General features: G+C 48.8%; 12 protein-coding genes. 9 read left to right on the top strand and 3 right to left on the bottom strand.

The genetic code is table 11. The features are described from left to right. Nucleotides 1-66 precede the first annotated feature (66 nt). The 9 genes from SFSGTM_RS01345 to SFSGTM_RS01305 all read left to right on the top strand — a co-directional run bounded on the left by SFSGTM_RS01345 (nucleotide 67) and on the right by SFSGTM_RS01305 (nucleotide 14,765). A complete protein-coding gene (locus SFSGTM_RS01345) occupies nucleotides 67-1,815 on the top strand; it encodes an autotransporter assembly complex protein TamA (RefSeq protein ID WP_162083585.1) in 1,749 nt (582 codons plus the stop codon). Beyond that, on the top strand, nucleotides 1,812-5,585 hold the full coding sequence (locus SFSGTM_RS01340) for a translocation/assembly module TamB domain-containing protein (protein WP_162083584.1): 3,774 nt from the start codon (nucleotides 1,812-1,814) through the stop codon (nucleotides 5,583-5,585). The genes SFSGTM_RS01345 and SFSGTM_RS01340 overlap by 4 nt, the downstream gene beginning before the upstream one ends. A gap of 164 nt (nucleotides 5,586-5,749) precedes the next feature. Next, complete coding sequence (groES, locus tag SFSGTM_RS01335; protein ID WP_162083583.1) at nucleotides 5,750-6,037, top strand: co-chaperone GroES; 288 nt, start codon at nucleotides 5,750-5,752, stop codon at nucleotides 6,035-6,037. Nucleotides 6,038-6,082: 45 nt separating this feature from the next. Further along, complete coding sequence (gene groL / locus SFSGTM_RS01330) at nucleotides 6,083-7,732, top strand: chaperonin GroEL (RefSeq protein ID WP_162083582.1); 1,650 nt, start codon at nucleotides 6,083-6,085, stop codon at nucleotides 7,730-7,732. A 247-nt stretch (nucleotides 7,733-7,979) separates the two neighbouring features. Beyond that, entirely contained in the window at nucleotides 7,980-9,359 is a 1,380-nt protein-coding gene (gene yjjJ, locus SFSGTM_RS01325) for a type II toxin-antitoxin system HipA family toxin YjjJ (protein ID WP_162083581.1), read from the top strand. Between the two features lie 72 nt (nucleotides 9,360-9,431). Beyond that, nucleotides 9,432-10,889, top strand: coding sequence for a magnesium transporter (gene mgtE / locus SFSGTM_RS01320; RefSeq protein WP_162083580.1), 1,458 nt, complete (start codon nucleotides 9,432-9,434; stop codon nucleotides 10,887-10,889). Between the two features lie 9 nt (nucleotides 10,890-10,898). Further along, the gene (locus tag SFSGTM_RS01315; protein WP_162083579.1) at nucleotides 10,899-12,290 is read left to right on the top strand and encodes a dihydrolipoyl dehydrogenase family protein; all 1,392 of its coding nucleotides are present in this window, start codon (nucleotides 10,899-10,901) and stop codon (nucleotides 12,288-12,290) included. A gap of 68 nt (nucleotides 12,291-12,358) precedes the next feature. Then, nucleotides 12,359-14,032 (top strand): lipid A export permease/ATP-binding protein MsbA, encoded by a 1,674-nt coding sequence (msbA, locus tag SFSGTM_RS01310; protein ID WP_232526073.1) that lies wholly within the window; start codon nucleotides 12,359-12,361, stop codon nucleotides 14,030-14,032. Beyond that, nucleotides 14,025-14,765, top strand: coding sequence for a PP-loop family protein (locus SFSGTM_RS01305; protein WP_162083578.1), 741 nt, complete (start codon nucleotides 14,025-14,027; stop codon nucleotides 14,763-14,765). The genes msbA and SFSGTM_RS01305 overlap by 8 nt, the downstream gene beginning before the upstream one ends. A gap of 47 nt (nucleotides 14,766-14,812) precedes the next feature. On the opposite strand, the gene SFSGTM_RS01300 is transcribed toward SFSGTM_RS01305, so the two are convergent. From SFSGTM_RS01300 to SFSGTM_RS01290, 3 genes are all read right to left on the bottom strand, one after another. After that, a complete protein-coding gene (locus SFSGTM_RS01300) occupies nucleotides 14,813-15,049 on the bottom strand; it encodes a PEP-CTERM sorting domain-containing protein (RefSeq protein ID WP_162083577.1) in 237 nt (78 codons plus the stop codon). 294 nt (nucleotides 15,050-15,343) lie between these two features. Next, nucleotides 15,344-15,547, bottom strand: a complete 204-nt coding sequence (locus SFSGTM_RS01295) for a PEP-CTERM sorting domain-containing protein (RefSeq protein WP_162083576.1) — start codon at nucleotides 15,545-15,547, stop codon at nucleotides 15,344-15,346. A gap of 431 nt (nucleotides 15,548-15,978) precedes the next feature. Next, nucleotides 15,979-16,227, bottom strand: a complete 249-nt coding sequence (locus tag SFSGTM_RS01290; protein WP_162083575.1) for a PEP-CTERM sorting domain-containing protein — start codon at nucleotides 16,225-16,227, stop codon at nucleotides 15,979-15,981. Nucleotides 16,228-16,576 lie beyond the last annotated feature (349 nt).

Below are 16,576 nucleotides of genomic sequence, written 5' to 3'. Positions count from 1 at the left end.
GATATTCTCTCATTCAAGCCACATCGTTGCATTTTACCCTGCTTGTTTCCCGCTGTGGACATCTAAATGCGTGAATTGATGCGGCAACTATTCACACTCTGCCTCACACTGCTGATATACAGCTTAAGTCAGCCCGCGTTCGCACTGGATTATCAGATAAAACTGGATGCGCCTGCTGATATAAAACCACTGCTCACACAACATCTGGACATCTACCGCTGGCGTACCAATCCTGCACTGGATGAAGCGCAACTCCGCAGACTTTATCGCCTGACCCCGGACGACATCAGCACACTATTATCTACCGCAGGCTATTTTTCCGCCAAAACCACCTCATCCCTGGAACAGAATGGCGATAACTTTATTGCCAGTTTCAAGGTAGAGCCAGGCGAACCCAGCCTGGTGACCAGCACTACCATCAAAGCCATCGGCCCGATTACTGACCATCCAGAAAAATATCAGACGTGGTTACAAGATACACCCTTGCGTTTAAAAAAAGGCGACGTATTTACTCAGGACGCATGGGCAGCAGCCAAACGTGATTTACTTGCCAGTCTGATTTTGCACCAATACCCCAAAGCCAAAATCGTAAATAGCGTCGCGCAAGTTAACCCTGACACTCATCAAGTCGCTATAGATATACTCCTGGACAGCGGAAAATCTTACCAGTTTGGCATCACCACCATTACCGGATTAAAACGCTATCCAGCCAGTATTATTGAGCGCCTGAACCCCATTACTCCCGGCGAGCCATATGATCAGGCCAAACTGCTGGCATTCCAGTCCAAATTGCAAAGCACCCCATATTTCCAATCTGTTGAAATATTGGTCGAGCCCAACGAGGACAACGCAACCAATCTGCCCATTGCCATCAATGTCAAGGAAGTACGAAGTCAGAAACTAGGCTTGGGTTTAGGGGCCAGTACCGACAATGGCCCACATGCCCAAATCGAATATCAGAATCTGAACATGTTAAACAGCAATCTGGTATTTTCCAGCGCGCTGAAAATTGATCCCAACATACAAAGTCTGGACACGCAGCTGAAACGGCCTCGCGATGAACTGGGTTACATAGACAGCATCCGTCATTTCATCCAACATGCCGACATTGAAGGTGAAATCACTACCCAGAACAGTATTGCACTCAAACGCACGCGCAATAAAGGCCGCATCGAAACCAGCATCACCACTCAGTACACTACCGAACATAAAACAGTGTCAGGCGCCGTGGGTGACAACTTGCAAGCCCTTACCCTCAATTACATATGGACTTATCGCAATCTGGACAATCTGCTCTTCCCCACCCGAGGCTACGTATTCAGTACCGAAATTGGTGGTGGCGCTAAAGCAGTTTTATCCGATCAAAGCTTTTTGCGTAGTTATAACCGTGCCATTTACTTTTACCCTATCAGCAAATATGACAGCCTCACCCTGCGAGGTGAAATGGGTATCGTCATCGCACCCGATCGCAACGGCATCCCTACTGATTTCCTGTTTCGTACCGGTGGCGACCAGTCGGTGCGTGGTTATAACTACCAGAGTCTGGGGGTTGCTGATGGCAGCGCTATCGTCGGTGGCCGCTACCTGTCGACAGCCAGTGCAGAATATACCCACTGGATAACTCCGAAATGGGGTGCGGCAATATTTTATGACATAGGCGATGCAGCCGACACATTCGCCACCCTGCATCCTGTTGCAGGCTACGGTGTAGGTACGCGCTGGCGCAGTCCGCTTGGCCCTTTGAGTCTTGATGTGGCTTATGGTGAAGCGGTTTCCAGTTTTCACATCCACTTCAGTTTGGGGAGCGCATTTTGACTGCTGCCAACTTACTGAACTGGCGGATTTACGCCAAACCATTACGCTATCTGCTAGGTACAGCGATATTAATTGCCGTGCTGATCGGCGTATCAGGCAGCGCACCTGTATTACGATTAGCTGCCCAGCTTATCCACCGTATCAGCGCAGGACAAATCACCATCGAGGGCATTTCCGGCTCACTATTCAATACCCTGAATATAGAACACATACAGCTGGATACGCCCACTAAAACCATCACCCTGCAACAGACCACCTACTCATGGTCAGCCAAATCATCATGGCAACATCGACAACTGGAAATCAACCAGCTTGCCATTAACCAACTGGTGATTCTGTCCAAGCAACCCGACAACCAGCCCTTAACCCTGCCCACCAGCCTGACACTCCCATTTGCCGCAATATTACAACATGCTCGCATCAACACCCTCAGCATAATAAACAATGGTACGACTATCACCTTGCAGCCCATTACCTTCAGCCTACGCTATGACCAGCAGCACTACCAAATCCAGGCACAGGCCAATTCGCAATGGGGTAACGCACAATTACAGGCTATGCTGGCTGATACCGCACCATACAAACTTAGCAGTGACATCCAGCTCGGCATGCACGATGGCGTACATGCTTATGATGCGCATACCCTGCTGACAGGCACACTCAACAACATCACCCTGAATAGCCAGGCACAATCGCATGACGCCAACGCCACCATCACAGCGCAATTCAGCCCATTTAACCTTCAACCGTTAATGCAAGCTCACGTCGATATCCACAATCTAAATCCCGCCGCTATTGCCAATGGGCTTCCACTGGCCATGATAGATGGACAGATAGACATACGCCCTGCTGATGGTAACAATTACCTGGGCAACATTATGCTTAACAATAGTCGGGCAGGCAGTCTGGATCAGAACAAACTGCCCGTTACCCAGATAACCACGCAATTTAATGGCTCACCCAACACACTCAACTTTGATAAATTAATGCTGGCACTGGGCACAAATGCCCGCATAGCTGGTGCAGGTAAGTGGGATAACCATGGACTGGCATTACAGATGGATGTAAAACAACTGGACCTGCACAACATACACAATGATTTATACGCCACCCGACTAAATGGCACCCTGAATGCCCACGCGGACGCCCAACAGCAAACCTTCACCGCTAACCTTGCACAATCAGACTATGCAATCAAGCTCGCCGCCACCTACAAACAGCAACAGCTTAATATCGCCAGCGCACAACTCAATGCGGGTACTAGCAAACTGGATTTTGCGGGTCAGCTTAGCTTTACCGGCAACCATCCATTTTCTGCAACGGGGCAATTAAAACATTTTGACCCTGCTCATTTCGGCCGCTACCCCAGCGCCAACATTAACGCCAACTTCAACACCAAAGGCCAAATTCAGCCACAATTGCAGACCCAGCTACAGCTTGATATTGATCACAGCACTTACAACCATGCTGCGCTCAGTGGTCACGCAACTGTTGAAATCGCGCCGCAGCGCATCAACAACAGTAATGTGCAACTACAATTAGGCAGCAACACCTTAAACTGGCAAGGCAGTTATGGCGCACCTAAAGACCGTATCACCTGGCAACTCAATGCACCCAACATTGCCAATCTGGGCGATGGTTTTTCTGGCAAGGTGATCGCGCACGGCACATTACATGGCACCCTGGACAACCCGGCTGGTGAACTGAGCCTGCAAGGGGAGCAGATCCACTGGCTGTCAACGTTAAGCCTCGCTAAAATCAACGCGCATATCAATATAGCCTCAGGTAACAATGGCGCAGTGCAAGCGGATGCGGATATACAGGGCATACACACAGGTAAGCAGCAACTCCAGCACGCGCAAGTCACCATCAGTGGCACACGGAACCGCCACACCATCAACCTGACAGCAACCAATCCTCAATTCGACTTAAATACCACGCTGACGGGCAACTGGCATGACCAGCGCTGGGACGGCAGCATCAACCAGCTCCACAATGTCGGCAGCTACCCGTTCACCCTGCAAACACCCGCGCAACTGTCCATCCAGTCCAACAGCGCGCAACTGCGTCACGCCTATTTCGATTTCGCCAAAGGCACGGTTAAGCTGGAGCAGTTCGATTATGCCAAATCCGGCATAACGACTACAGGGAGTGCCAGCCATATAGATATAGGTCCTATTCAGCAAAGCCTTTACCCCAACCCGCGCATACACAACACACTCATAGCAGGTGGAAAATGGCAGGCACACCTAGACCAGCAACTTAATGGCGCACTGGAAATATGGCGTGAAGCTGGCGACATCGGCATCATAGGTGACAAAACGACTCAATTAGGACTTGATCAAACACATCTGACCCTGCAGGCGCAGCATAATCATCTGACTACACAACTGGACATACACGGCACCACGCTGGGCAAAATCAGCATGCAAGGCAGCACTACATTAGCGCAAAGCAATCATCAACTTATACTCTCGACCCATGCGCCCGTACTTGCCCAGGCAAAAATCGACTTACCCACGCTAGCATGGATAACCAGCATCCTGAGCGACGATGTGCATTTAGATGGTGCCATGCAAGCCGAGGTCAATCTGCACGGCAGTCTTTATGCACCTGTGTTTAACGGTGTAATCAATGCCAACCAACTCGTATTTACCCATGCAAGACAAGGCATCGCACTGCAAAAGGGCACATTTAACGCCGAATTTAATCAGGACACGTTGCACATCAAACAGCTGCACTTTAAGGCTGGAGGAGATTTGAATGTACAAGGTGATATTAAAATCAATCAAGGGCTGACAACCCTGCAACTCCATGCTCAGGCGACACAGCTAAATCTGATCAACCGTCCTGAACGTCAAGTTACTATAACTGGTACAGCCGATATTACCGGTCAGAACCAGCGCATCAACGCGATAGCAGATATCACTATTGATCACGCCCTGCTCAATCTGAATGACAGCAACATGCCGCAACTGAGTAATGATGTAGTTATCGTGGGTAGAACACATGACCTGAACAAATCAACCCAACCATCCGGCACAACAACACCTGCATGGCAGGTCAATACTGATATCAAACTCAATCTGGGCAAACATACGCAAATTACTGGATCAGGGCTAGATGCACGCTTGAAAGGCACGCTCAAATTAGTACAGCATGACAGCAGCCCAGCGGTTGCAAATGGCACGATTAGCATAGCTGAAGGCACCTACACCGCATTTGGCCAACGCCTGGACATCAACCGTGGCATACTTAATTTTGTATCTACAACTGACAACCCGGGCGTGGACATCCTGGCGACACGCACCTACACCGATGTCACCGTCGGAACACAAATCACCGGCACTGCTCTTGAACCCGTGGCAAAACTGGTTTCCATCCCTAACATGACTGACAGTGAAAAATTATCCTGGCTGGTACTCGGTCACGGCAGCGAAAAAGGCACTGATGGTGCAGACACCAAAGCTCTGCAAGCAGCGGCCAGCTACTTCCTTGGCAAAAACAATTCCATCTCCCTGCAATCCAAACTCACGCAACTGACTGGGCTAGACAAAATCGGCATCGATGGAGATGGTACCTTAGACAGCAGCATGCTCAGTCTGGGCAAACGACTCTCTGATCAAGTCTATATCAACTATCAACAAGGTCTGACCAACACCAAGCAACTGGTTAAAATGACTTACGAGCTCAGTCGCCGCTTCTCCATACGCGCACAAAGCGGCGCTGAGTCAGCACTGGATTTGTTTTACACCTTCCGCTTCGACTAATACGCATTTAATTTTTTCATCTGCCTCTTGAAAATCCACCTAACCGCCCCTATTATTAGCACTCCTCGGACGAGAGTGCTAAAATCGCACCGCCCGAGATGAAATTTGCGTGACATCTTGTCACACCGTTTTTTATTTAGTTTATTTAATTAGGAGCTTCAGTAATGAAAATTCGTCCTTTACACGACCGTATCATCGTTAAACGTATGGAAGAAGAACGCAAAACCGCTTCAGGTATTGTTATCCCTGACAGCGCAACTGAAAAACCAGACCAAGGCGAAGTATTGGCTGTTGGTAATGGCAAAATTGCTGAAAACGGCACCGTGCGTCCTTTGGATGTAAAAGTAGGTGACCGTGTTCTGTTCGGTAAATATGCAGGTCAGTCTGTAAAAATCGACGGCGATGAAGTATTGGTTATGCGTGAAGAAGACATCATGGGCATCATGGAATAATCCATCCCCTTATCATTATTTAACCTATCAATTCAGGAGTAAGTTATGCCAGCAAAAGACGTAAAATTCGGTGACGTAGCCCGTCAAAAAATGATGATCGGCGTGAACATTCTGGCCGACGCAGTTAAAGTAACCTTGGGCCCTAAAGGCCGTAACGTTGTGTTAGATCGCGCTTTCGGCGCACCTATCATCACCAAGGACGGTGTTTCAGTTGCTAAAGAAATCGAATTAAAAGACAAATTCGAAAACATGGGCGCGCAAATGGTTAAGGAAGTTTCTTCCAAGACTGCTGACGTAGCTGGTGACGGTACTACTACCGCTACTGTATTGGCTCAAGCCATGTTGAAAGAAGGTATGAAGTTTGTTGCTGCCGGTATGAATCCTATGGATTTGAAACGCGGTATGGACAAAGCAGTAAGCTCTATCGTTGAAGAACTGAAAAACATTTCCAAACCTTGCGCAACTTCTAAAGAAATCGCTCAAGTTGGTTCTATTTCTGCTAACTCAGAAAGCACCATCGGCGACATCATTGCTAACGCAATGAGCAAAGTGGGTAAAGAAGGCGTTATCACTGTTGAAGATGGTACCAGCTTGGAAAGCGAACTGGACGTAGTTGAAGGTATGCAGTTTGACCGTGGCTACTTGTCACCTTACTTCATCAACAACAATGACAAGCAAATCGCTGGTCTGGACAATCCTTTCGTGTTGTTACACGACAAGAAAATCTCCAACATCCGTGACTTGCTGCCAGCACTGGAACAAGTTGCTAAAGCTGGTCGTCCATTGCTGATCATCGCTGAAGATATCGACGGCGAAGCATTGGCCACTCTGGTTGTAAACAACATCCGTGGCATCCTGAAAACTTGTGCTGTTAAAGCACCTGGTTTCGGTGATCGTCGTAAAGCTATGCTGGAAGATATCGCTATCTTGACCGGTGGTACTGTGATTGCTGAAGAAGTTGGTTTGACTTTGGATAAAGTTACTCTGGCTGAATTAGGTCAGGCTAAACGCATCGATGTCAGCAAAGACAACACCATCATCATCGATGGCGCTGGTAAAGCTGAAAACATCACTGGCCGTGTTGCACAAATCAACCGTCAAATGGATGAAGCAACCAGCGACTACGACAAAGAAAAACTGCAAGAACGTAAAGCCAAACTAGCTGGCGGCGTTGCAGTGATCAAAGTCGGTGCTGCTACCGAAGTTGAAATGAAAGAGAAAAAAGCACGTGTAGAAGATGCGCTACATGCAACACGTGCGGCAGTTGAAGAAGGTATCGTACCTGGCGGTGGCGTAGCACTGTTACGCGCTAAAGCAGGTATCGGTTCATTGGTAGGCGACAACGCTGATCAAGATGCTGGTATCAAAATCATCTTGCGCGCTATCGAAGAGCCATTGCGCCAAATCGTTATCAACTGCGGCGATGAAGCTTCTGTTGTGGTTAACAAAGTTCTGGAAGGCAAAGGCAACTACGGTTACAACGCAGCTACCAGCGTCTACGGTGACATGGTAGAAATGGGCGTGCTGGATCCAACTAAAGTAACTCGCACCGCATTGCAAAATGCTGCTTCAGTTGCCAGCTTGATGCTGACAACCGATGCTATGGTTGCAGAATTGCCAGAAGACAAATCTTCAGGTGGTGGCGCAGGCATGGGCGACATGGGTGGTATGGGTGGCATGGGCGGAATGATGTAATTCCGCTTCATGTGATTCGTCACAACCTGAACCCCGTCCTTGTGGCGGGGTTTTTTACGCCTGCGCGAATCAGAGTCCTAGAAACAACAGCCAACAATCAACTGAAAAAATTCGTTTCATTAAACTACACATTCACCATACCAAAATATAAAAATATTGCAATTTAATCAATATAAATAACCCAATAAGCAATAAACAAATTACAATAAATTCGTTTCATAATTTGTATCATTATAAGTGGTGCAACATGACTAAAATTCGCAGCGATCGCATTATCAACATCCTACGCGCCCAGCCACGCATAGGTGCTGCCGCACTACGCACGCAATTAGGTGACATTAGTCGCGCCACATTAAGCCGCGCTATTAAGCAGCTAGGGAATAACATCATCAGTGGTGGTGGATCCAAGCGCACACGTTATGCTTTGCGCCGTACATTACGTGGTGATGCACAGCCCATCCCTGTTTACCGCATCGATGAAAAGGGCCAAGGCCATGAAATCGGGCGGCTTACACTCACTCATCCCGAAGGCTACCACCTCACACCTACCATGCTTTTCCGCTGGCCACTTGATCAGGACATGGCGGATGGCTGGTTTGATGGCCTGCCCTACCCTATTATCGACATGCGCCCACAGGGGTTTTTAGGCAGACGCTTTGCCAAAACTTACGCTCACAATTTACAACTTGCAGACAACCCAGACAACTGGTCTGACAATGACACCCTTTATGCACTGTCTAACTTGGGACATGACCAACCAGGAGATCTGATTATAGGCGACACCGCTTATCGTCTATTTTTGAATAACATCAGCATGCCAGGCTCACCGCCTATAGCCGATGATGAAGTCAGCCTACGCTATCCGCAACTAGCCAATCTTGCAATGACATCAGGCATTGCAGGCTCCTCCGCAGGGGGCGAATTTCCAAAATTTACTGCTCACCGGTACAACCAGCAACAAACACGCCATGTCATCGTCAAATTCTCGGCAGCTGATAATTCGGCTGCAGTGCAACGATGGACTGACTTGCTAGTGTGCGAACATATCGCTGCCCAGATACTCAATGACACGCTAAAAATTGCCGCAGTCAGCTCAACAATTTTTCAACATGCAGGTCGGACTTTTTTGGAAATTACGCGATTCGATAGGCATGGTGACTATGGACGCTCGCCCGTTTGCACATTGGCCAGCATCAATGCTGCGCTTATTGGCAAAAATACAGAATGGCCAAATTCTGCCCGTACATTACAAACCTTGGGCTGGTTAGCCAGTGACGATGTAACACGTATTACACTCGCATGGTGGTTTGGCAAACTCATAGCCAACACTGACATGCACGATGGCAATCTCGCATTCGTCCCAGGCCTCATGCTCGCGCCCATCTACGACATGCTACCAATGATGTATGCCCCTGCAAATAGCGGCGAAGTGCCCGCTCCAGCCTACCAACCCGCATTGCCACTACCCGCAGAACAACAGCTATGGCATCAAGCTGCTGCCGCCGCTACCCACTACTGGCACCACTGTGCCCAAGATAGCCGCATCAGCACAGACTTCCGCGCAATATGTCAAAAAAATTGCGATACTTTGACAAATCTATTATCAAAAATAAAACCCATTATTTAGCACCTGCTACCCCTGCCGTTTTCCTGCTAAATCCCGTACAATCACGACTTTACGTCTACCCCTCCACCCATCATGGCTGATAATTTCGATACGGGCAACAAAGCCCACGACAGCGCTGAAGACAACCTGAACCGGGTGGTGGAGTTGTTGCGTAAACACGATCTGGTTACACGCCTTGTTCACAAACAGGACATGCCGCGCCGCGATCTGGTAGAGAATCTCGTCCACAAGCAAAATCTGACTGAATTACACACCCTGCTCGATGACATGCACTCTGCCGACGTGGCATGTGTGCTGGAAGCTTTGCCGCTGAATGATCGCCTACTGGTCTGGGATTTAGTCAAAGCCGAACGCGACGGTGAAATCCTGCTCGAAGTGTCCGACGCAGTTCGTGAATCGCTGATCAAGGCGATGGACAGTGATGAACTGCTGGCTGCTGCGGAAACGCTGGACACTGATGAAATCGCCGACTTGGCGCCTGACTTGCCGAAAGACGTTATCCAGGACTTGCTAGAGTCACTGGATACGCAAAAACGTGCGCGCCTGCAATCCGCCCTATCCTACCCGGAAGATACCGTCGGTGGTCTAATGGATTATGACATCGTGACTATTCGCGCCGATGTCACGCTGGAAGTTGCACTGCGTTATTTACGCCGCTTAGGCGAATTACCCGAGCAGACTGACAAGTTATTTGTGGTCGACAGAAATGGCGCGCTGCAGGGTGTGATGCCGTTACAACGCCTGTTGCTCAGACAACCCGATGAAAAAGTAGCGGATGTCATGGCGGAAGAAGTGGTTACATTTCATGCCGAAGATGACGCCTCTGACGCGGCAAACGCGTTTGAACGCTACGACCTGGTATCGGCCCCTGTCATAAACGCAGATCGACACTTGATTGGCCGACTCACCGTTAATGCGGTGGTTGACCATATTCGTCAAGAATCCGATAGCGACATGCTCTCGATTGCGGGTTTGCGTGAGGAAGAAGATATTTTCGCGAGCGTATGGAAATCGGTGCAAAACCGTTGGGCGTGGTTGGCCATTAATCTGGTCACGGCATTTGTTGCTTCGCGCGTCATAGGTGAATTTGAAGGCACGATAGAAAAGCTGGTGGCACTTGCCGCGCTCATGCCCATCATCGCTGGTATCGGCGGCAACTCGGGCAATCAAACACTGACCATGATAGTACGCGCCTTGGCATTAGGACAGATACACCCGGACAATGCCAAAAAACTGTTCCGTAAGGAAATCGGCGTCGCGTTCATTAATGGCCTGATTTGGGGAAGCGTCGTAGGCATCTTCGCCTACCTGCTCTATGGCAAGCCCGCTCTGGGCGTGGTCATGATGGGCGCGCTCACACTCAATTTATTACTCGCCGCCTTCATGGGGGTCGCCATTCCTGCCATCATGCATAAATTTGGCCGTGACCCTGCGGTAGGCTCTAGCGTACTCCTCACTGCCGTCACTGACAGTGGCGGATTCTTTATTTTTCTCGGTCTGGCGGCATTATTTATGCCTTATCTAACGTAAGGAAGCAACATGCAACAATTTGATCTCATCGTAATCGGTTCAGGTCCTGGCGGTTATCGCGCAGCAGTATTAGCTACATTACGCGGCTTGAATGTCGCCATCATCGAAAAAGCAGATTGGGGCGGTTGCTGTTTAAATCGTGGTTGCGTACCCAAAAAAGACTGGCACCATACTGCACAGCTGGTTGCGCACAGCAAGGATTTTGCCGAACGCGGCATCACTGGCACACTCAGTGCGGACATCCATGGCGCCTGGGATCACCAGCACAAAGTCGTAGAAAACGTACGCGACAGCTACACCGATTACATGAAACGACTGGGCATCAGTGCATTTACTGGCAGCGGGCAATTTGTCGATGCCAACACGATCGCCATCACTAACGAACACATCAGCGGCAAAAACATCATCATCGCCACGGGTTCCAGCCCGTACGTGCCAGACAATTACCCTCTCACCGCGGGACGCGTACTCACTACCGACGATTTATTTGATAACCCACCTCCTGCTGGCAAACGTGTCGCCATTGTTGGTAGTGGTGTCATCGGCACTGAATTCGCCTTTATCCTGTCACAGCTCGGTTGTGAAGTCGTGTGGATCGCCAACAGCAAGCCACTGGCCAACAGCCAGTATTCCGCACCTGCGCTCAAAATCCTGCACGAGGCGCTCGCTAAACTCGATATTATCCCGCGCACCCGCAGTCGCGCACAGCAGGTAGAAGTGCTGGCAGATGGAGTCAAACTCAGCTTTGCTGATGGCAGCAATGAAACCGTAGACTGGGTATTACTAGGTTCAGGTCGTCGCCCACATACTGAAGCACTCAATGCTGAAGCCGCTGGCGTAGCGCTTGACAGCAAGGGTTACGTGAAAGTAAACGCTTACCTGCAAACCAGTATCCCGCACATATATGCCATCGGTGACGTAGCCAATTCACGCATGACCGCCAATCAGGCGCTGGCAGATGCTTCAGTTGCCGTTGCGAACATTCTTGCGCCAAAATCGCGCAAACAGGATGTCGCCGCCGTACCTGAACTAGTGTATTCCGCAGTCGAATTAGGTCGTATCGGCATGAACGAAGACGAAGCTGAAGATAATGAACTCGAACCTGCTGTCGGCTTTGCAGCGTTTGAAAGCAACCCGCGCGCACTGGGTCAGGATGACATCAATGGCTTTGTTCGCCTGATTGCCGACATGGACAGTGGTGCACTGTTAGGCGCGGAAGTGGTCGGTGCGGAAGCGGGTGAAATCATCCATGCTATCGCCCAGCAATACGGCAACGAAGATGCGCTCGCGCATTTTGCCTCCATGTTTTACAACCATCCAGCCCGTACCGAAGAAATCCAGAACGCCACTGAAACCTTGGCAAACAAGTGGGGTTTGAGCAAACAGGTATTTGGCGCGTGACCGATCCTAAACACGAAAGTCTGGAACTCTACCTGCGCCTGCTGCAATACGTGCGTCCGTACTGGCGCATGTTTGCAGGTGCCATGCTGGCCATGGCAGTGATGGCAGCAGCAGAGCCTGCGGTACCCGCGCTATTCAAACCCTTGCTGGATGGCAGTTTCGTCCGTAAAGATCCTGACTTCATCCGCATTATTCCTATTCTCATGGTCGGATTGTTTTTCATCCGCGGCCTGGCAGATTTCGCCAGCACCTACGCCATGAACTGGGTAGGTAGCCGCCTGGTGATGGATTTACGCACCGCCATGTTCAACAAGCTAATTGCCATGCCAACGCAATACTATGACAACAGCTCGACAGGCACGCTGATTGCGCATGTGGTGTTCAATGTCACCCAAGTCACCCAGTCTGCCACCAGTGCTGTTACCCTGCTAGTGCGCGATTCGCTCACCATCATCGGCCTGCTCAGCTGGCTGCTATGGCTGAACTGGCAGCTCACCCTCATCATCATCGCCATTGCGCCCGTCGCCATCGTCACCATACGCCAGGTCAGCCGCAGGTTACGCAGCATCAACCGCCAGGCCCAACAAAACCTGGGCGAAATCACCCATGTGGTAGAAGAATCAGTTGGCGCACACAAAGTTGTGAAAATATTTGGCGGTCAGGAATACGAAGCACGCCGCTTTACCAGCGCAGTCAACAACGCCCGCCGCTACACCATGAAAGGCGTAACAGCCGCAGCAGCTAATGGCCCAGTAGTACAACTCATCGCCGCATTCGGTGTTGCTATCGTAGTTTATATCGCCACCCAACAAGCCTTGCGTGGCCAGCTGACGGTAGGCGGCTTCGTTTCTTACATGATCGCCATGCTCATGGTATTTGGCCCGGTAAAACGGCTAACCGGCATTAACGAACAACTACAACGTGGACTGGCAGCCGCTGAAGTCGTATTTGAAGTGATCGACAGCGTACCTGAAATTGATACCGGCACACAAACCATCGCCCGCGCCTGTGGTGAACTGCGTTTTGAGAATCTCAGCCTGCACTACACCGACAAACCTAATCCAGCATTGAACAACATCAGCCTAGACATCCAGCCGGGCGAAACCATTGCACTGGTAGGCGCATCAGGCAGTGGCAAGACCAGTCTGGTCAACCTCATACCACGCTTCTATACGCCGAGTAGCGGACGCATATTGCTGGATAATCACGACATCACTGACATCCGCCTGGATAGCCTGCGCGCCAATATCGCTATGGTGTCACAAGATGTCATCCTGTTTAACGATACGCTGGCCGCCAATATCGCCTACGGTGCGCAAGCTGGTGCGTCCGAAGCCGATATCATCCGCGCTGCCGAAGCTGCACATGCCATGGAGTTTATCCGTGAGCAACCACAAGGCTTGCAGACCATGGTCGGGGAGAATGGCGTAAAACTGTCAGGCGGACAACGCCAACGCATCGCCATCGCCCGTGCATTGTTGAAGAACGCACCGGTGTTGATATTGGATGAAGCCACCTCAGCACTCGATACCGAGTCAGAGCGTCACGTCCAGGCTGCACTGGAAACACTGATGCAAGGCCGCACCACGCTAGTCATTGCACATCGTTTATCCACTATAGAAAATGCAGACCGCATCGTTGTCATGCAACAGGGTCATATCATTGAAATTGGCAAACATGCTGAACTGATACAAAAAAATGGCACGTATGCACACCTGCACAGATTGCAATTCCATGAGTGATATCGCCATCAAACCACCGCGTTCATTGCTGTCTGCTGCAGGCAAAGCGATTGCTGATTTTGACATGATCAGAAACGGCGACCGTATTTTGCTCGGCTTATCAGGTGGCAAAGATTCATTATCTTTACTACACGTACTGCTGGATTTACAAAAACGCGCACCGATAAAGTTTGAACTAGGTGCCTGCACCGTTGACCCCCAATCGGATGAATTCGACCCCAGCGTGCTCAAACCTTATCTGGCAACACTTAATGTGCCCTATTTTTATGAAAGCCAGCCCATCATCGAGTCTGCCAAAACCAGTATGACCGGTGACTCCTACTGCGCCTATTGTTCCCGCATGCGCCGCGGCATACTCTACCGCGTTGCACGTGAGCAGCATTACAACGTGCTTGCACTAGGGCAACACCTGGATGATCTGGCGGAAACTTTCATGATGTCTGCCTTTTTTGGTGGCAAGCTGCGTACCATGCAAGCCAACTACACCAACGACGCAGGCGACGTACGCATCATCCGGCCACTAGTGTATGCACGTGAACGACAGACCAGTGACTTTGCAAAGAGCGCAAACCTGCCTGTCGTCCACGACAACTGCCCTGCCTGCTTCAGTAAACCACAGCAACGGCAAAGCCTGAAGCTGATGCTCGCCGATCAGGAAAAATCGCATCCAAAACTCTTCGCCAGCTTACTCACGGCCATGCGACCGTTAATGGAAGGCAAACATCAGGCGTAAAAAAAGCGAGGATAACCTCGCTTTTTTTAAAACCAACGTGCTAAAACTTAAGCAGCGTTTTTGTTTTTACGACGTAAACGCATACCAACCAAACCCAAACCAACAGCCATCATCGCCCATGTATCAGCTTCTGGAACAGCTGGTACGTGAGTGATGTGTGGGTAGTGTGCAGAGAATATGGTGCTGCCATGTGAACCAGTAACGGTTACAGAAGCTGCTGCGTTACCTGCGAAAGCAACAACAGCAACAGCGCCTAACAATTTAACGGTATTTAACAATTTCATTTTAACTAGCCTCTAAAAATAATGATAAAAAGTGGAACAACTTAAATTACGTGCAATTAACTAAACTAACAACATCTACTGATACTGCTTTTATCTTGCATAAGCCGAAATAAATACGGAAGCACATCAACTTATTCATGCTCGGATGATACTACACTCACAACTACAGAACAACGCTTACAATATTAAATATTTATTAAATACTAATTAAAGAGTATCAACTACAAAAAACCAAGAGCATTTTTGCACATCATACCCGCAGCACGATGTGCAATTTAGCAAACAACAACACAATTATTTGTTCTTACGACGCAAACGCAAACCAACCAAGCCAAGACCCACTGCCATCATCGCCCATGTATCAGCTTCAGGTACAGCTGGGATAGGAGGTGGGCAGAATTTTGGGCCATGATGATCATCAAAATCAACTGCGTGAGCAGTAGCGGCAAGACCCAAACTCAGCAATAAAATAGCACCAATAGCTTTAACAAATTTCATGATAAATCTCCTTGAAAATTCGCAAAAATAAACAATGGAGCTACCCAAACCTTTTAAATGCCCCACTTCATGATAAGCATTTTATATGCCAGATTAATGAAGCTTATTTGAAGTTTGTTATATAAAGCAAAATGTTAGCCAATAACGCATCATGAAATTGGCTGCAACATCAGTAAAATAAGCCATCTTCGACTTTCACGACAAATATACACAATATTTATCAAATATGACTTACCCACGTATAGCACCACAAAATTAGTCAGAACAATGTCAGAAAACGCACCAAAACATGTCATGACATGCATCAGTTCTGATCACTCTTCCATACAATCCGCCCAACAAATACCACAATACCTCCACAAACCAACTATCACCAGACGTAAAAAAACGAGGCTTAACCTCGTCCTTTTACTTAACCACCCAGCAACAATTTATTCAGCAGCATCAGATTTGTTTTTACGACGTAAACGCATACCCACCAAACCCAGACCCACAGCCATCATCGCCCATGTTTCAGCTTCTGGTACAGCAGGCACTTTATACCAAGTACCAGAACCTGTACCTATACCAGTCACAACATACTTAGAACCTACATATGTTGTAGCACTTGCATTACCAGCAACACCCAATGCCAAAACTGCTGCCACACCCAACAACTTTACAGTTTGAATCGCTTTCATGATCAATCTCCTTGAAAATTTGAAAAAATAAACAACGGAGCTGCCTATATCTTTTTAACGCCCCACTCAATGATAAGCATTTTATATGCCAAATTAATGAAGGGTATTTTAAGTTTCCTATATAAAACAAAATATTAGCTTATCAACACATCAGGAACACTATTTTTCAAACTGCCAACTTGGCTACATATCAGTAAATTAGGGCATCTTCGACTTGTGAGCCAAAAATACATTAAATTTAACGAATATCACTTACATACCTATAACACCGCAAAAGCAAGTAAGCAAAATGTCAGAAAATGCACCAAACCATGTCATTGCATGCATCATTTCCGTACATTTTTACGCA

Origin of the sequence: Sulfuriferula nivalis, from assembly GCF_009937995.1 — a bacterium.
Classification (GTDB): Bacteria; Pseudomonadota; Gammaproteobacteria; order Burkholderiales; family Sulfuriferulaceae; genus Sulfuriferula; species Sulfuriferula nivalis.
The sequence above is the reverse complement of the archived record's forward strand: the minus strand, read 5'-3'. Positions and strand labels throughout refer to the sequence as shown.